The organism is Micromonospora sp. C28SCA-DRY-2 (genome assembly GCF_030519475.1).
Lineage (GTDB): Bacteria > Actinomycetota > Actinomycetes > Mycobacteriales > Micromonosporaceae > Micromonospora.
This window is the reverse complement of the sequence record NZ_JAUMKD010000004.1, coordinates 563,644-579,776: the sequence shown is the minus strand read 5'-3', so window position 1 is coordinate 579,776 and position 16,133 is coordinate 563,644. Positions and strand designations below refer to the sequence as shown.

15 protein-coding genes are annotated in these 16,133 nt (G+C 74.8%); 10 read left to right on the top strand and 5 right to left on the bottom strand.

Annotated elements, in window-relative coordinates:
- Nucleotides 1–54: 54 nt before the first annotated feature.
- Complete coding sequence (locus Q3W71_RS20365) at nucleotides 55–1,632, bottom strand: carboxylesterase/lipase family protein (RefSeq protein ID WP_302920938.1); 1,578 nt, start codon at nucleotides 1,630–1,632, stop codon at nucleotides 55–57.
- 136 nt (nucleotides 1,633–1,768) lie between these two features.
- On the opposite strand from Q3W71_RS20365, the gene Q3W71_RS20360 reads away from it, so the two are divergent.
- Nucleotides 1,769–2,347: a TetR/AcrR family transcriptional regulator gene (locus Q3W71_RS20360; RefSeq protein WP_302920937.1), complete on the top strand. Its 579-nt coding sequence runs from the start codon at nucleotides 1,769–1,771 to the stop codon at nucleotides 2,345–2,347.
- Between the two features lie 77 nt (nucleotides 2,348–2,424).
- Here Q3W71_RS20360 and Q3W71_RS20355 read toward each other — a convergent pair whose 3' ends face one another.
- On the bottom strand, nucleotides 2,425–3,588 hold the full coding sequence (locus Q3W71_RS20355; protein WP_302920936.1) for a low temperature requirement protein A: 1,164 nt from the start codon (nucleotides 3,586–3,588) through the stop codon (nucleotides 2,425–2,427).
- Nucleotides 3,589–3,788: 200 nt separating this feature from the next.
- On the opposite strand from Q3W71_RS20355, the gene Q3W71_RS20350 reads away from it, so the two are divergent.
- Nucleotides 3,789–4,253: a hypothetical protein gene (locus tag Q3W71_RS20350; protein ID WP_302920935.1), complete on the top strand. Its 465-nt coding sequence runs from the start codon at nucleotides 3,789–3,791 to the stop codon at nucleotides 4,251–4,253.
- A 60-nt stretch (nucleotides 4,254–4,313) separates the two neighbouring features.
- Here the strand turns inward: Q3W71_RS20350 and Q3W71_RS20345 are convergent, their stop codons facing one another.
- Nucleotides 4,314–4,805, bottom strand: coding sequence for a GNAT family N-acetyltransferase (locus tag Q3W71_RS20345; protein WP_302920934.1), 492 nt, complete (start codon nucleotides 4,803–4,805; stop codon nucleotides 4,314–4,316).
- 236 nt (nucleotides 4,806–5,041) lie between these two features.
- Nucleotides 5,042–7,429, bottom strand: coding sequence for a glycoside hydrolase family 65 protein (locus Q3W71_RS20340; protein ID WP_302920933.1), 2,388 nt, complete (start codon nucleotides 7,427–7,429; stop codon nucleotides 5,042–5,044).
- Between the two features lie 170 nt (nucleotides 7,430–7,599).
- Between Q3W71_RS20340 and Q3W71_RS20335 the strand changes: the two genes are divergently transcribed.
- Nucleotides 7,600–8,235: a phosphatase PAP2 family protein gene (locus Q3W71_RS20335; RefSeq protein WP_302920932.1), complete on the top strand. Its 636-nt coding sequence runs from the start codon at nucleotides 7,600–7,602 to the stop codon at nucleotides 8,233–8,235.
- Between the two features lie 52 nt (nucleotides 8,236–8,287).
- Here the strand turns inward: Q3W71_RS20335 and Q3W71_RS20330 are convergent, their stop codons facing one another.
- Nucleotides 8,288–9,091, bottom strand: a complete 804-nt coding sequence (locus Q3W71_RS20330) for an A24 family peptidase (protein WP_302920931.1) — start codon at nucleotides 9,089–9,091, stop codon at nucleotides 8,288–8,290.
- A gap of 640 nt (nucleotides 9,092–9,731) precedes the next feature.
- On the opposite strand from Q3W71_RS20330, the gene Q3W71_RS20325 reads away from it, so the two are divergent.
- The 7 genes from Q3W71_RS20325 (at nucleotide 9,732) to Q3W71_RS20295 (ending at nucleotide 16,117) form a co-directional block, all read left to right on the top strand.
- Nucleotides 9,732–10,298, top strand: coding sequence for a hypothetical protein (locus Q3W71_RS20325; RefSeq protein WP_302920930.1), 567 nt, complete (start codon nucleotides 9,732–9,734; stop codon nucleotides 10,296–10,298).
- Nucleotides 10,299–10,372: 74 nt separating this feature from the next.
- Nucleotides 10,373–11,251 (top strand): hypothetical protein, encoded by an 879-nt coding sequence (locus Q3W71_RS20320; protein ID WP_302921028.1) that lies wholly within the window; start codon nucleotides 10,373–10,375, stop codon nucleotides 11,249–11,251.
- On the top strand, nucleotides 11,248–11,907 hold the full coding sequence (locus Q3W71_RS20315; protein ID WP_302920929.1) for an SAF domain-containing protein: 660 nt from the start codon (nucleotides 11,248–11,250) through the stop codon (nucleotides 11,905–11,907). The genes Q3W71_RS20320 and Q3W71_RS20315 overlap by 4 nt, the downstream gene beginning before the upstream one ends.
- 2 nt (nucleotides 11,908–11,909) lie before the next feature.
- Entirely contained in the window at nucleotides 11,910–12,710 is an 801-nt protein-coding gene (locus Q3W71_RS20310; protein WP_302920928.1) for a ParA family protein, read from the top strand.
- A complete protein-coding gene (locus tag Q3W71_RS20305) occupies nucleotides 12,700–14,307 on the top strand; it encodes a CpaF family protein (protein ID WP_302920927.1) in 1,608 nt (535 codons plus the stop codon). Before Q3W71_RS20310 ends, Q3W71_RS20305 begins: the two co-directional genes overlap by 11 nt.
- Nucleotides 14,308–14,310: 3 nt before the next feature.
- On the top strand, nucleotides 14,311–15,213 hold the full coding sequence (locus Q3W71_RS20300) for a type II secretion system F family protein (RefSeq protein WP_302920926.1): 903 nt from the start codon (nucleotides 14,311–14,313) through the stop codon (nucleotides 15,211–15,213).
- A 34-nt stretch (nucleotides 15,214–15,247) separates the two neighbouring features.
- On the top strand, nucleotides 15,248–16,117 hold the full coding sequence (locus Q3W71_RS20295; RefSeq protein ID WP_302920925.1) for a type II secretion system F family protein: 870 nt from the start codon (nucleotides 15,248–15,250) through the stop codon (nucleotides 16,115–16,117).
- Nucleotides 16,118–16,133: the final 16 nt, after the last annotated feature.

The following is a 16,133-nucleotide window of genomic DNA, read 5'->3' as shown; positions in this document are numbered from 1 at the left end:
CGCACGCGGAAGCGGTCCCGGTGCGCGTGCACCGGGACCGCTTCCCGTCGGCGCTCAGCCCAGCCGGGACCAGAACGCGTACCCGTGGTCGCGGACGAACTCGGTCGGCTGCCAGCGGCCCGAGGTGAGCGACTGGACATGCGGGCGGCGCTCGGTGAACCGTTGCCAGCCGCCGTCCCGCCCGCCGTTCGGGTCGCCGTCCCCGGCGAACCGCGTCCAGGCGCCGATCATCCGGTCGGCGAGCCGGTCCTGCTGCCGGGTCCGCGGCACGAAGAGGTCCAGGTCGAACAGGTACGCCAGCTCGGCCATGTGCTGGGCTCGCCACGGGAAGCTGGGCAGGTCGTAGCCGACGAACCAGGGCGTCTCCTGCTCGGCGAACTCGAACATGTAGGTCCGCGTCCAGGCCGACAGCAGCTTCGCGGTGTCGTAGGTCGGCTTGGCCCAGTTCCGATCGGTCCCGATGGTGGACAGGGCCAGACCCGCCGAGTTGCCGTACGCCGACAGCGGGTACCGGGCCAGGATCGCGTCGGCGTCGGCGGGGTACTGCTCGCGGACCGTCGACTCGTACGCCTCGGCCGGGATCGGGCTTCCGCCCGGGTTGACCTCCAGGCCGGCGTACCTGCCGTTCTCCTCGTCGTGGTTCACCCCGACCAGGACGGGGACCCGGTTGAACCGGCCGGTGCGGAACGCCTCGGCCGGGCTGAGCGGCAGCAGCGGCGTACCGGACACCGGCCGCGGCTCGCCCCACGGGCCGTACGCCGCCAGCAACTCGGCGACCGTTGTCCCGGACGACCGCAGGCACCCGGCCAGGTCGGCGGCGTCGGCGCACCCGACGGTCCTGATCACGCCGGCGCTGTCCGCCTCCGCCTCCGCCCGGGTGCGGGAGCCGCCCGTCGCGCAGGGGGCACTCTGGATGATCGCCTGGTGGAACAGGCCCGCCGACATCGGTGAGGCGAGGTGGTCGCAGACCGCGTACCCGCCACCGGACTGGCCCATGATCGTGACGTTGCCCGGGTCGCCACCGAAGGCCGCGATGTTCGCCCGCACCCAGCGCAGCGCGGCCTGCTGGTCTTCGAGGGCGAGGCTGCCCGAGCCGTACGGGGAGCCGGCGTCGAGCGCCGGGTGGGTGAGGAACGACAGCACGCCGAGGCGGTAGTTCATCGAGACCACCACGGCGTCGGCGGCGAGCCGGTCCGGCCGGTACATGTCGCCGGTGCCGAACATCAGGCTGCCACCGTGGATCCACACGATGACCGGCAGGTCGTCACCCTTCCGGCCGGGCGTGGTGACGTTCAGGTAGAGGCAGTCCTCGGCCTCGCCGGGCACCCCGATGGGCAGGCCGACCGGCTGGGCGCAGGCCGGGCCGGGGCGGGTGGCGTCGCGTACCCCGGACCAGGCCGGCGCGGGCGCCGGGGAGGTGAAGCGCTGCGGCGGCGCCGCGTACGGGATGCCCTGGAAGGACCGCAGGTCGGCGGTGACCGTGCCGCGGACCGCGCCCCGGTCGGTGCCGACGACCGCGGGGTCGCCGCGACCGGCGACCGCCGGCACGGCCGTTCCGGCGGTGAGCGCGGTCAGCGTGGCCAGCGCCAGGCCGGCGAGGATCCGCCTCCGGCGTCGGGGAGGGGTCTGCATGGCGGTTCTCCTGTCGATCGTCGGGACCGGAGTGGTCGTGCCGAGAACCGTAGAGCAGATTTGGGCGATCGCACAAGGCGTACGCCTCAGGCGCTCGCCTCAATCGGTCGCGCAAAAAGGTGCTACCCTGCCGCCCATGGGGAATCGGGAAGCCCTGCTCGCCGGGGCCAGGGCCTGCCTGCTGGAAAAGGGCTTCGACCGCACGAGCGTGCGCGACATCGCCACCACGGCGGGTGTGAGCATGGCGGCGATCGGCTACCACTTCGGCTCCCGGGAGAACCTGCTGTTCCAGGCGCTCTTCTCGCTGCTGGACGAGTGGGGCGACCTCGCCGGCCGGGCCCTGGTCCCCGCCGACGCACCCGACCTCAGCCCCGAGCAGGCGTACGAGCGGATGTGGGACGACCTGCTCGCGCAGGCTCGGGCGCACCCGAAGCTCTGGCTCACCTCGGTCGAGCTGTTCATGCAGGCCCAACGGCAACCGGACCTGCTGCCGCAGCTCGCCGACGGGATGCGGCAGGGGCGCAGCGGCATGGCCGCGATCCTGGCCAGCGTCCCGGAGGCGGAGGTGCCGGACCGGACCGTCCGCACCCTCGGCATGGTGCAGCTCGCGCTGATGTCCGGCGTGATCATGCAGGCCCTCGCCGACCCCGGGAACGCCCCCACCGGGGCCGACGTGGTCGCCGGGCTGCGCGCCCTGGGAAAGATCGTCGGGTAGCGCCCGGCGGGACTGCCGGACCGGCCAACGCGGAGGTGCCGGGCCCGCGATCCGGTGCCGGGCTGGCGGTCGCGCGGTCAGTCCTGCCCGGTCGAGCGTGGCGCGAAGAAGCCGGTGTGGTCCAGGGCCGCGGCCAGGAACAGCACCGACGTGGTGGCCGCGGCGAGCACCAGCAGCGGCCGATCCAGCGTCGCCACCGCCACGGCGGGCATCGCGAGCAGGGCGGCCAACTGCGGCCAGGAGAACCGGCGGTGGATCGCCGCGGAGAGCAGCATCCGCCCGGCCAGGAAGAGGGTGGGGCCGGTGCCGGTCACCACGACCGCGCCCATCCCGGCCGGTGCGGTCGGGTGGGCGATGGCCAACTCGATACCGACCGCGGTGGCCACCACCCCGGCGATCATCACGATGTGCAGGTACCCCACGGTGACGGCGAACCGGGACGGGGCGGCACGGTCGATGGCCGGGCCGAGAGCCACCCCCGCGGGTGTCACGTAGAGCAGACCGATCAGCACGGCCACGGCGAAGCCCAACAGGAACGCGGCGGTCGCGCCGGGGTCGGGGGCGGTCTCGACGTACGACAGGCCGGCGGACAGCACCAGCTCGCCCAGCGAGATGATGAAGATCTGCTGGAAGCGCTCGGTGAGGTGCCGCCCGCTGAGGCGCAACTCGTCCTGCCCGGTGCGGCCGAGCCGGGGAGTGGGCCAGCCGAGCCGGGGTCCGACGAAGTCGACCGCCAGCGCGAGGAGCCAGAGCGGTGCCCGCACCGCCGGCACGAACGCCCCGACCAGCCAGGGCACGCTGGTCGCGCCGTACCAGACGAGCACCCGCAGGGTCCGTCGGCGCAGCGGGTGACCGCGCAGCGCGGCGCCGATGATCAGCCCGCGACCGAGGTGGATCGCGACGTACGCCCCGGCGAACATGAGGGCGCGCCCGTCCAGCGCCTCGGGGACGGCCGCCCCCATCAGCAGGCTGCCCAACGCCGAGCCGACCAGCAGCGCGCGCACCGCGCCGGTGCCGGGGTCGTACCAGTCGGTGGACCAGGTGATGGTCAACCAGATCCAGAAGATCGGGGCCAGCAGCAGCATCGTCCGCAGCGCGCCGACGACGGTCAGGTCCGCCGACAGGACGTTGGAGAGTTGGTTGAGCGCGAGGACGAACGACAGGTCGAAGAGGAGTTCCAGGAACGAGGTGCGCATCGGGTCCTGGCGCCGGCGGAGCAGCCGCTCGGACCTGCTCTCCATCGGCGCTCCTCCCGGCGGATGACCTGCCCAATTCGTACCATTTTCGGCGGTCTGCCATCGCCGGAGGCCGAGGCCGGCCCGGACGGCGCACCGGTGCTTCCGCACCGCGACGACCAGCGGTGGCGTCCTGTCGTTGATCCGGCTGCACCCGTCGATCACCCGGACGACGGTGGGGGCACCCGACCGTCGAGGAGGACGCCGTGACCAGTCAGCGGGAGACCGTACAGGTCGATCAGGACCTGTTCCGCGCCGTGTACGACTCGCCGGCCTCGCTGCCCGGCCAGCACCGGTGGACCACGCCCGAGTCGGACGTCCGGCGGATCGAGAAGCTGCTCGGCATGCCGTTGCGCAGCATCGGCGCGCCGCTGTGGGTCAGCGGCGACCACCCGGACTGCCCGAAGTGCGGCCGCCGGATCAGCTGGTACGACATCGTCTCCTCGGCCCTGACCGGGGTGCACGACCCGATCATGATCGCGACGGTGATCCTGGGTGACCGCAAGTACGTCAACACCGAGGTCCCGGACGCGATCGCCGGGGTGAACTGCTCGGACTGCCGCACCCCGATCGAAGGGCTGCGCAGCTTCAAGTGCCACAACTGGGCGTACGCCTTCGAGGCGCTGGAGGAGGTCAGGCAGCGGATGTCCGGCGGCCGCACCGCCGGCTGACACCCGCTCGGCGGCATCGCTCCCGGCCGACGGCGGGTCGGACGGCCCGGTCGCCGCGGTTCAGTCGGCGGCGGTCAGCTCGCGGACGTGCCGCAGCCCGGGACGGCCACCGAGCAGCACGTCACCCGTCGGGGTGAAGCCGGTGCGCCGGAGCACCGCCCGCGAACCGGCGTTGTCCAGCGTGGTGGCGGCGACCAGCCGGCGCAGGCCGTACGCGTCGCGGGCCAGCACGCAGACGCGGCGGACGCCGTCGGTCGCGACACCCCGGCCGGCGACCCGCTCGGCCACCCGGTAGCCCAGCTCGGCCTCGCCGTCGGCGACGTCGACCAGGTTGAACCGGCCCAGCACCGAGCCGTCGTCGTCGACCAGGACGTGGAAGTGGCACTCGCCGGTGGCCTGCTCGGCGAGGAGCGCCGCGTGCCGCGCGGCGAACCCGGTGAAGTAGTCGTCGCCGCGGTCCGGCACCGTACGGGCGAACCACTCCCGGTTCTCCCGCTCGAACCGCAACACCGCCTCGGCGTGCCGCTCCGCCAGCCGCTCAAGATCAGCCACCGCGCCACCCTACCGGTCACCCGCCCGGCGCGCCCCCGAGTTCCACTCCCGGCCGCGCCGCCGGGATCGCGGCGGCGGGAGACGGCGGCGCGGCGGGGAGATCGCGCTCGAACATGGATGTAGTGGCCTCCGAGCGACACCGATGCCCCTACATCCTGGATACAGCACCATCTTGCGGGCGCGAGCACGATCTCGCGCTCGGGGCGTCGCCGCAGGCGCGGGCACGCGGGCGCGGGTCAGCGGCGGGCGGGGCGGCGGCCGGGGGGCGACAGGGGCTCGGGGCCCGGGTCGGGGACCGGCGGCATCGGGCGTACCACCGGGGTCCCGCCGGTGACGGGGAGCGGTTCGCCGTGGTGCCACAGCTCGACGGTGGTCTCCGGGCCGGCGTCCGGCAGCTCGTAGCGGGCCTCGTCCCGGGTGAGGGTGACCCGCAGCCGCTGGCCGTGCCAGTACAGGTGGAACACCAGCCGGTCGATCGCCGCCGGCAGCCGCGGGTCGAAGGAGAGCACGCCCCGGTCGTCGCGCAGCCCGCCGAAGCCCTGCACCAGCGCCAGCCACGCGCCGGCCAGCGACGCCAGGTGCAGTCCGTCGCCGGTCTTGTCGCCCAGGTCGGCGAGGTCCTGCAGGACCGACTCGGCGAACAGGTCGTACGCCAGGTCGAGGTGCCCGACCTCGGCGGCGAGCACCGCCTGCGGGGAGGCCGACAGCGACGAGTCCCGCACCGTGCGGGCCTCGTAGTAGGCGACGTTGCGGGCCTTCTCGTCGGCGGTGAACTCGCCCGGGCAGCGCTGCATGGCCAGCACCAGGTCGGCCTGCTTGACCACCTGCTTGCGGTACAGCTCCAGGTAGGGGAAGTGCAGCAGGAGCGGGTAGTCGTCCGCGCCGGTGCGGGTGAAGTCCCACTCCGGCTGCTCGGTGAAGCCGGCCGACTGCTGGTGCACCCCGCGCTTGCGGTCGTACGGGATGAAGACCGCGTCGGCGGCGGCCCGCCAGCCGGCCACCTCGGCCGGGTCGACGCCGAGCCGGGCGGCCACCGCCGGGTGCCGCTCGGCGGCGTCGGCGGCGCCGCGCAGGTTCCGCCGGGCCATCAGGTTGGTGAAGACGTTGTCGTCGACCACCGCGGAGTACTCGTCGGGGCCGGTGACCCCGTGCAGGTGGAAGGCGCCGGTGTCGGACCAGTGGCCGAAGCCGTGCCACAGCCGCGCGGTCTCCACCAGCAGTTCCAGCCCGGTCTCGGCGAGGAACTCCTGGTCACCGGTGGCCGCGACGTAACGCAGCACCGCGTCGGCGATGTCGGCGTTGACGTGCAGCCCGGCGGTGCCGGCCGGCCAGTAGCCGGAGCACTCCCGGCCGCCGATGGTGCGCCACGGGAAGGTGGCCCCGGGCAGCCGCAGCTCGGCCGCCCGCTCGCGGGCCTCGGCCAGGTGCGCGTGCCGCCAGCGCAGCGCCGAGCGGGCCACCCGCGGGGCGAGGTACGTCAGCACCGGCAGCACGTAGCCCTCGGTGTCCCAGAGCACGTGACCGTCGTAGCCGTTCCCGGTCAGCCCCTTCGCCGGGATCGTCCGGTCGCCCTCGGCGCGGCCGGCCTGGATCAGGTGGAAGACCGCGAACCGGATCGCCTGCTGCAACTCGGCGTCCCCGTCGAGCTGCACGTCGGCGACCCGCCAGGCGGCATCCAGCGCCGCGCACTGGCCGGCGAGCAGCGCGTCGAAGCCGTCCCCGCGGGCCGCGTCCGCCTCCCGGACGGCCAGGTCGGCCAACTCCTGCGGCGGGGTGGCGTCCACCCGCGCGCACTCGTACGCGGCGAACTTGACCAGCCGGGCCCGCTCCCCCGGTCGCAGCGTGCCGGTCAGCGTCAGGCGCAGCCGGTCCGGGCTGCGGTCGGCGTCCGCGCCGAAGCCGTCCGGCGCGTCGACCTGGTGGGCCACCGCGACCGCGACCCGCTGCCCGCTGCGCTCGGTGCGGTGCACCAGCACGCCGTCGTGGTCGGCGCCGCGGCGGTACTCGGCGGTCAGCGGGTCGGTGATCACCGCCGCGGCGCGCGGGTCGTCGGAGCGTTCCGGCACCCGTTGGTTGGCCAGCAGGTCGGAGCAGATCCGCACCTCGACCGGCCCGTCCAGGGCCTCGACCGCCCAGCGCACCGCGGCCACCGGGCGCCGGGGCAGCGACACCAGCCGGGTGCTGCGGATGCGTACGCCGTGGCCGGCCGGTGAGATCCACTCGGTGCACCGCTCGACCGTGCCGGCCCGCAGGTCCAGCACCCGCTGGTGGGTGCGGAGCGTGCCGGTGCGGATGTCGAGCGGCTCGTCGCCGACCCAGAGCCGGATCAGCGCGGCGTTGGGCGCGCTGACCACTGTGTCGCTGAGCTGCGGGAAGCCGTACCCGTCCTCGGGGTAGCTCAGCTCGCGTTCCTCGTAGAAGCCGTTGAGGTAGCTGCCCGGCATGCCGTACGGCTCGCCCTCGTCGAGGTTGCCGCGCCAGCCCACCCACCCGTTGCCGAGCGCGAAGATCGACTCGGTCTCGGCGAGCCGGTGCAGGTCCGCCTCGGTGCGCCGGATCCGCCAGCTCTCCTCGTCCGTCACCGGCCCGGCCGGCGGTCGATCACTGGTGCGGGTCTGCGGCACCGCGCCTCCCTGGTTCGACGTACCTGGCACCACCGAAGCAGACCCGGCTGTGAGGTCACTGAGACGAAAGTCAGGGGGACGTCCCGACCATCGCACACTGCGGTGACCGCCAAGGTGTTCCAACCTTGTCTGCGCGGTAAACCCGGTATGAACGGTTGGTGAGGTGAGTCATGGTTGTTGCGAGCAAGCCGGATGTTCCGGAGATCAGCATCGAGTGGTACCAGGACATCGTCGGCTTCGCCGCGGATACCCCGCAACCGGTGCAGTGGTTCGCCGGGCACTTCACCGAGGGAGCGATCCTGCTGCTCGGCGCGCTGCTGCTGGCGGCGGCCCTCAGCCGGTTCGGCGGCGGGCCCCGGGACCGGGCGCTCGCGCTGGTCGCGCCGCTGTCGGTGATCCTGGCGTACGGGTGCAGCGAGGCGCTGAAGTCGGTGGTCGACCAGGAACGGCCGTGCCGGGCGCTGGCCGACGTGGTCATCGTGGCGAGCAGTTGCCCGCCGACCGGTGACTGGTCCTTCCCGAGCAACCACGCCACCATCGCGGGCGCGCTGGCGGCGGCGACGCTGCTGCTCTCCCGCCGGATCGGGCTGGTGGCGCTGCCGCTGGCGGTGCTGGGTGCGTTCTCCCGCACCTTCGTCGGGGTGCACTACCCGCACGACGTCATCGCCGGCGCGCTGCTCGGTGCGCTGGTGGCGGTCGTGGTCACGACGCTGCTCGCCCGCCCGGGCGGCGACCTGCTGCGCCGGTGGGCCCGGCGCGCCGAGCGCCCGATGGCTGACACCGTGGGCGGCACCGCGCGCCGCTGACCGCCCCCATCCGGTGCGCCGGGAGCCGGGTGCTGAACCATGCGGCGAGGTGTCACCCCGCCAGGAGCAGCGCGCCGACCGTGCCGAGCACCAGGTAGGGGCCGAACGGGAGGTGGCTGGACCAGCGCACCCGGCGCGCCACCAGCAGCGCCGCCGCGACCAGCCCGGAGGCGGTGACCGCGAGCAGCAGCCCGACCACCGGCAGCCCCCAGCCGTACCAGCCGGGCAGGGCGCCGGCGCCCAACGCCAACTTGGCGTCGCCGAGGCCGAAGCCGCGCCGGCCGAGTAGCAGCGTGCTGGTCGCGAAGAAGGCGGCCAGTCCGAGCCCGGCGCCGGTGGCCCGCAACCAGGGCGCCGGGTCGGCCCCGGCCAGCGCCGCCAGCCCGAGCAGCAGCCAGGTCCCGGCCGCCGCCGGCCAGGTGAGCCGGTCCGGCAGCCGGTGCACCGCCAGGTCCACGAAGACCAGCGGCACGGCCCAGCCCAGCCACCAGGCGGTGGCGGCCAGCTCGACCGGCGGCGGACCGGTCAGCACCAGCAGCCCGAGCGCCGCCAGCGCGGCCAGTTCCACGGCACCGGGCGGCGGGCCGATCCGGGCGCCGCAGCCGCCGCACCGGGCGGCCGGGCCGAGCGCCGGCCGGGGCCGGTCCAGCCCGATCGGGGCGGCGCAGCCGTCGCAGCCGGTCCGCTCCGGCCGACCCGGCGGTACGGCGTACCGGATCGCGGCCAACCGCAGCAGCGGGGTGACCGTCAGCACGGCCAACCGCCCCGACCAACGGCGCGAGCCGGCCGGCGACCCGGCGCCCGCCGACCCGCCCTCGGCCCGGTCGAGCCCTTCGGCGGGTCCGGTCAGCGCCATCCCGGAACCCCCGCACGGGGAGGCGCGGCGGGGTCCACGCCCCGGACGCGGTGTCGAACGGCCGACACGGACGGTAGTGCTGGCGCCCGACCTGTGTGACGGCGGGCCGCATCCCCGGCCGAGGGGGCGACACAGCTGCCGCCGGGCGGGAAGCCCGGCTTGTGCGGTGATGGGATTCCCATAAAGGGCGAATAGCGGCCGGTCGGGCCGGCGTGGCCGGTGGACGGATCGGGCCAGATGCCGCGTCGAGTCGGCCCCTTCCCGGCAGCGCGGCCGCCCCGATCTCGGATGGGAAATCCATGCCGCGAACACCACGAGACGATCACCCCGTCCCGCCCCCGACCTTCCCGCGATCCCACCTCGACCACCCGTCGCCACCACCCGTCATCACTCTCGGTATTCGAATGAATTGCCTCTGTTGCATCGGCGGACGTCAGCCTATGCTCGCCCCTTGGGTGTGACGCAACACACGTTCGACCGACAGGACGCTTTCTGGAACGTGCATTGGTAAGTAATCCATAGCGGTAAATGTGGCTGCGCAATTCACGAGCCCGGATGTGGTCATCCGGCCGCGCTGCCGCATGCCCCCCGCAGGCCACCGTGACGGTGGCCCCCGGGGCGCCATCGAGGAGGCACGACGGTGCGAGGACGGCAGCTCAACCGCTGGGTGGCCGGCCTGCTCACGCTCGCGGCGGTCGGCTCGGCCACCGCCTGCGGGGCCGAGCGGGAGGCGATCGGCCGGCCGGTCGACGACCGGCGGGCGCCCGCCCCCGAGCAGCGGAAAGCCGCGGAACAGGCGGCGGAGAAAGCGGCGCTCGCCGCGTATTCCGGTTATCTCGACGCATCCCGTACGGCCAGCCGACGAAGCGATCCACATCATCCGGAACTGTCCAGATTCCTCGCCGATCCGCTGTTGACCCGGGTCCGGGTGAGCATTCGGGAGGCGAAGGAGCACGGCGCTATGCGTACCGGGACGCTGCGCTCCGCCCCGACCGTCACCTCCGTCGACCTGGACGCCGACCCGCCCACCGTGGAGATCCAGGACTGCCTGGACGCCACCGGCTACCGGCTGGTCTACGCCCGGACCAACCGGGTGGTCCCCGGCACCGGCGGAGGCCGGCACCTGGCCACCGCCACCGCCACCCGCTATCCCGACGGTCGCTGGTTGATCAGCGCCGGCGCGGGCCACCAGGACCAGCCGTGCTGACCTGGGGAGGAAGGGCCGCCCCGGGCCCCGGTACCCGGACCGGGGCGGCCCGCCGCGCGCTCGGCGGCGTCGGCCTGGCGCTGCTGCTGGCCACCGGGGCCACCGTGCCGGCGGTCGCCGCCGGACGGGCCGACCCGGGCGTCGAGTGCCCGCCGGGGCAGCCCGACTGCAGTGTCTGGGACGACGACCCGGGCACGCCCGGCGGCCCGGGCGGCGGCGACAGCGGCGGAGGTGGGGACTCCGGGGGTGGCGGCGGCGGAAAGTGCCAGTGGAACGGCCGCACCATCCCCTGCTACGACGACCTGCTCGGCTGGTTCAACAACGGCGACGGCTGCTACTACAAGCTCGCCCAGCCGCAGCCGGCGAACACGCCGCCCGGCCAGCAGTGGTACGTGCGCACCTGCAACGGCGGCGACCTGGGTGACCAGACCACTGTGCTGCGGGACAGCCCGCCGCCCGGATTCGGCGCGCCGCCCGACCCGGAGGAACTGGCCCGCCGGGCGCTCGCCTCGATCCGGCTGCTCCCGCCCCGGGTCGCCGTGGCGCCGCGCAAGAGCAAGGGCCCGGGGCTGGTCGGGCTGCCCGTGTGGATGTGGGCCAGCCGGGGCCCGAACTACTTCGGCCCGCTGCGTGCCTCCGCCTCCGACCGCGGGTTGACCGTCTCGATCGCGGCGAAGGTCGACCGGATCGTGTGGAGCATGGGCAATGGCCGGAAGGTCACCTGTACCCGCCCGGGCACCCCGTACTCGACCACCGGGCCCCGGGCCGGGCGGACCTCCCCCGACTGCGGCTACCACACCGGCTACCCGAAGGCCGGCACGTACCGGGTCAGCGCCACCACGTACTGGACGGTGACCTGGCGCGGCGGCGGCCAGCGCGGCGAGATCCCGCAGACCCGCACCAGCGGCACCGTCCCGATCCAGATCAACGAACTCCAGGTGGTGACCCGATGAGCCTGGCGACGCGCAACGGAACCGGACCGGTGGACGCGCCGGTCGCCCCGCCCAAGGTGGTCCGGCAGCGCCGGACCCGCCCCGGACTGCTCGGCCTGGCCGTCCTGCTGATCGCCCTCGGCGGGCTCGGCGCCGCGTTCGCGGTCACCTCCGTCCGGGCCACCGGCAGCTACCTGGCGGTGGCCCGCCCGGTCGAGGTCGGCCGGCAGCTCAGCGCGGACGACCTGGTGCCGGTGCAGGTGGCCGGCGGCCAGGGGCTGGCGCCGGTGCCGGCCGGCCGGCTCGACGAGGTGGTGGGCAAGCGGGCCGCGGTCTCCCTCACCCCCGGAACCCTGCTCACCATGGCCCAGCTCACCGACGACCCGCTGCTCGCCCCCGGCCAGCAGCAGCTCGCGCTGGGCCTCGGCCCGGCCGAGGTACCGGCCCGCGAGCTGCACCCCGGCGACAAGGTCCTGCTGGTGAGCACCCCGGACGACGACGACACCGGCCCGGCGGCCACCGCCACCCGGTTCGAGGCCACCGTGATCGACACGGCGACCGGCCAGAACGACACCGAGATCGTGCTCTACCTGGCGCTCGCGGTGCGCGACGTGCCGGCCGTGGTGGCGCTCTCGGCCCAGGAGCGGATCGCCGTCGTGCTCACCGAGGCGGCCTGAGCATGGCGATCATCGCGCTGGTGTCGGCGAAGGGCTCGCCGGGCGTCACCACCACCGCCCTGGCCTGCGCCCTGAGCTGGCACCGCCGGCTGGTGCTGGTCGAGGCCGACCCGGCCGGCGGGTCGATCCTCGCCGGCTATCTCGGCGGCGCGCTCGACGGGCCCCGGGGCATCGGTGAACTGGCCGTCGGTGAACTGCGCGACGGCAACCTGGAGACCGCCTTCTGGTCGCAACTGGTCGACCTCGACGCCCCGAAGCGGGAACGGCTGCTGCTGCCCGGCGTGGTGGACCCGGCGCAGGCGGGCAGCGTCGCCCCGCTCTGGCAGCGGTTCGCCGACTTCTTCACCGGGCTGGAGCGGGGCGACCCCGGCTACGACGTGCTGGTCGACTGTGGCCGGTTGCAGGTCCCCGGCCCACCCTGGCCGATCCTGCGGGCCGCGTCGGTGGTGCTGCTGGTCAGCGGCGCCCGACTGCCCGACCTCTCCGGCACCCGGGCGATGGTCCGGGCGATCGAGCGGGACTTCACCGAACACCGGGTCTCCCCCGGCACGCTGCGGCTGCTGCTGGTCGGCGCCGGCCACGGACGCGGCGAGATCAGCAAGGCGCTGCGGCTGCCGGTGATCGACCGGCTGCCGCACGACCCGCGTACCGCCGAGGTGCTCGCCCTGGGCGGCACCGTGCGGGCCGGGCGGCCGCTGATGCGCGCGGCCGCGGCCCTGGAGGTGCCGGTCGGGTCGCTGCTGGAACGCCGGCGCGCCCGGTTGGCCTGGCCGGTGTCGCAGGGGGTGCCGGATGCGCTTTGAGCCGGTCTCGTCGGACCCGCGCCGCCAGCCGCCCGGTGCCACCTCCACCGCGCCGCCGCTGCCCGCGGTGCACGGTGCCGTCCCGCCCGGGGCGAACGGCGCCACCCCGTCGGGCACGGGGCACGGGACCCAGGCGAACGGGGTGACGCCGAACGGGCGGCACCACCACGGCACGCCGGTCCCGGTCGGCGCGCCGCCGGAGCCGCCGCCCCGGCCGCGGGTCGACTTCCAGGTGGTCCGCGAGCTGCGCCGGGAGCTCAGCGAGCGGCTCACCCGGTGGCAGCGCGGCCGGGAGTTCGACGCCGACGCCGAGGACACCGAACGGGCCCGGCTGGCCGTGGCGGTGGTCGCCGAGTACGCCGACTCGGTGCGCCGGGCCGGCACCCCGATGGCCGCCGGCGCGGAGCGGCTGCTGCTCGACCAGGTCACCGCCGAGCTGGCCGGGCTCGGCCGGCTGCAGACCCTGCTGGTCGACGACACCATCGAGGAGGTGCACATCCTCGGCTGCGACCAGGTGCGCGTCACCCGGCACGGCGGTGGGGTCGACTGGGCCGAGCCGATCGCGGACAGCGACGACGAGCTGGTGGAGATCCTCCAGGCGGCCGCCCGCCGGGCCGGCGCCACCGAGCGGTCCCTGTCCACCTCGAAGCCCACGCTCGACCTGCAACTGCCCGACGGCAGCCGGCTCGCCGCCGTGTTCCTGGTCAGCCACCGCCCGTACGCGGTGATCCGCAAGCACAACACGCTGGACGTGAGCCTGGACGACATCGCCGGCGGCCGGGGCGACCTGGCCGAGATGATCGACCCGCTGCTGCGCGACTTCCTCCGCGCGTCCCTGCGGGCCGGGCTGAACATCATGGTCGCCGGCCTGGCCGGGGCGGGGAAGACCACCGTGATCCGGGCGCTGATGAACGAGATCCCGGCCGACGAGCCGTACGTGCTGCTGGAGGAGAGCCGCGAGCTGCTGCCGGCGCGCCGCCGGGCGCGGCACCGGGCGGTGATGAGCTTCGAGGCCCGGGAGGGGCACGGCGAACGGGGGCTGGACGGCCGCCCGGCCGGCGAGGTGAGCATCGCCGACCTGATCCCGCTCGCGCTGCGGATGGGCGTCCTGCGGATCATCGTCGGCGAGGTCCGGTCCCGGGAGATCGTCCCGATGCTCCAGGCGATGACCACCAGCCGGGGCTCGATGTGCACCATCCACGCCCGGACCCCGGCCGGGGTGGGCGAACGGATCATCGAGCTGGCGTTGGCGCACGGCCGGGAGATGACCGTCGACCAGGCCCGCCGGATGGCCGGCAACGCGCTCGACCTGATCGTCTACGTCACCGTCGAGGACGAGACGGCGATCGGTGGGCGCAAGCACCGCTTCGTCTCGCACGTCGAGGAGGTGATCGGCGTCGGCGAGGGCAACCGGATCGTCACCACCGCGGTCTTCGGCCCCGGTCCGGACGGCCGGGCGGTTCCCCGGCACCTGCCCGAGCGGATCCGCGCCCAACTGCTCCGGGTCGGCTACGACGCCCGGCTGCTGACCAGGTGGATCGAGGCCGGCACCGGCGCCTGGCGGCGGCCCCTGCAGACCCGACTCGGCCGGCGGTGACCGGTGCTCGCCGACGTCGAACTGATCGCGGTGGTCTCCGGGGCGGCCTGCGTCGCCGGGCTGCTGCTGGCGGCGGTGGCGCTGGTCGGCACCCGCCGGCCACCCGGCCCGGCGCCCGGCGCGGGGCGGGGGGTCAGCCGGCTCTGGCGCGGCTCCGGCGCGACGCCCCGGGAACAGCGGGCGTACCAGGCCCTGCTGGTCGGCGCGCTGGTCGCCGGCGCGCTGGCCTTCCTGCTCACCGGACTGCCGGTGGTCGGCCTGCTGGTGGCGGTGGCCGTGCCGGGCACCCCGTGGCTCTTCTCGGTCGGCCGGGCCGAGCAGCGGGCGATCGCCCGGATCGAGGCGGTCGGCGAGTGGACCCGCCGGCTCAAGGACGTCTCCGCCACCGGCCAGGGGCTCCAGCAGGCGGTGATCGGCACGGTCAGCACCGCTCCCGAGGAGATCCAGGAGGAGGTACGGCTGCTCGCCGCCCGGCTCCAGGCCGGCTGGCTGGCCCGCTCGGCGCTGCTCGCCTTCGGCGAGGAGATCGGCGACCCGGTCGGCGACCAGGTGGTGGCGGCGCTGATCCTGCACCTGTCCGACCGGGGCGAGCGGCTCGGCGACGTGCTCGGCTCGATCGCGTCCGCGGCGGCCGCCGAGGTGGCCACCCGCCGGGAGATCGAGGCCAAGCGCACCCAACCCCGGTTCGCGGTCCGCTTCCTCACCGGGATGACCCTGGCGACGCTGGCGTACGGGCTGGTGAACACCGAGTACATCCGCCCGTACGGCACGCCGGCCGGGCAGCTGGTGATGGCCGCTCTGGGCGCGGCCTTCGTCGGGCTGCTGGCCTGGGTGCGCTCGATGAGCCAGCCGCGGCGGCCGGCCCGCTTCCTGCCCGCCCCCGACCCGCAGGAGGCGATCGCGTGAGCACCCGTCCGGACTTCCCGGAGGGAGGGCGAGGATGACCGGCAACTGGCCGCTCGCGCTGGCCGTCTGCGGCGGGGCCGCGATCGGGCTCGGGCTGTTCCTGGTGGTCCGGGAAGTGGTGCCGGCGACGCCGGCGCTCGGCCCGGCGCTGCGCCGGCTGCACCAGCCGGCCGCCGGCCCCGGGCGAGCCGCCGCCGGCCGCCGGCTGGAATGGCTCACCGGCCTGTCCCGCTGGCTGCGTCCGCCGCACCGGCAGCTCGCGCTGATCGACCGCACCCCCGAGCAGTACGCGCTGTCGCTGCTGCTCTCCGCCCTGGTCGGGCTCGCCATGCCGAGCGTGCTCGGGGTGGCCCTGTTCGTGCTCGGCATCGGGGTGCCGGTGGCCGTACCGGTGCTGGGCAGCCTCGGCATGGCGCTGCTCGGCGCGCTGCTCGCCCACCGGGCGGTGCTCACCCGGGCGGACGCCGCGCGGGACGAGTTCCGCCAGGCCGTCTGCACCTACCTGGATCTGGTGGCGTTGCAGCTCAGCGCCGCGCACGGGCCGGTGCAGTCGCTGGAGCGGGCCGCCGCGGTCTGTGACGGCTGGGTCTTCGACCGGCTCCGGGAGGCGCTGCGGCTCGCCCAGTTGCAGATGCACTCGCCCTGGGACGAGTTGCGCGACCTCGCCGACCGGATCGGCATCCCGGAGCTGGGCGACGTGGGGGCGATCATGCGCTCCTCCGGCAGCGAGGGCGCCCAGGTGCACGAGACCCTGCGCAGCCGCGCCGACTCGCTGCGCGACCAGATCCGTACCGACAACCTGGCCCGCGCGGAGGGGGTCACCAGCCGGCTGGACATCCCCGGCGCCCTGCTCGTCTTCGTCCTGCTCGGCTTCGCCGTCTACCCGTTCATCGCCCGGGTCTGACCCGCAAGAGAAGGAG

What these genes read in the sequence shown, in the direction of transcription:
- Q3W71_RS20305 (WP_302920927.1), top strand. Translation starts at nt 12,700, where the DNA reads ATGCGCTTTGAGCCGGTCTCGTCGGACCCGCGCCGCCAGCCGCCCGGT.
- Q3W71_RS20360 (WP_302920937.1), top strand. Translation starts at nt 1,769, where the DNA reads ATGGGGAATCGGGAAGCCCTGCTCGCCGGGGCCAGGGCCTGCCTGCTG.
- Q3W71_RS20295 (WP_302920925.1), top strand. Translation starts at nt 15,248, where the DNA reads ATGACCGGCAACTGGCCGCTCGCGCTGGCCGTCTGCGGCGGGGCCGCG.
- Q3W71_RS20310 (WP_302920928.1), top strand. Translation starts at nt 11,910, where the DNA reads ATGGCGATCATCGCGCTGGTGTCGGCGAAGGGCTCGCCGGGCGTCACC.
- Q3W71_RS20315 (WP_302920929.1), top strand. Translation starts at nt 11,248, where the DNA reads ATGAGCCTGGCGACGCGCAACGGAACCGGACCGGTGGACGCGCCGGTC.
- Q3W71_RS20365 (WP_302920938.1), bottom strand. Translation starts at nt 1,632, where the DNA reads ATGCAGACCCCTCCCCGACGCCGGAGGCGGATCCTCGCCGGCCTGGCG.
- Q3W71_RS20330 (WP_302920931.1), bottom strand. Translation starts at nt 9,091, where the DNA reads ATGGCGCTGACCGGACCCGCCGAAGGGCTCGACCGGGCCGAGGGCGGG.
- Q3W71_RS20355 (WP_302920936.1), bottom strand. Translation starts at nt 3,588, where the DNA reads ATGGAGAGCAGGTCCGAGCGGCTGCTCCGCCGGCGCCAGGACCCGATG.
- Q3W71_RS20335 (WP_302920932.1), top strand. Translation starts at nt 7,600, where the DNA reads ATGGTTGTTGCGAGCAAGCCGGATGTTCCGGAGATCAGCATCGAGTGG.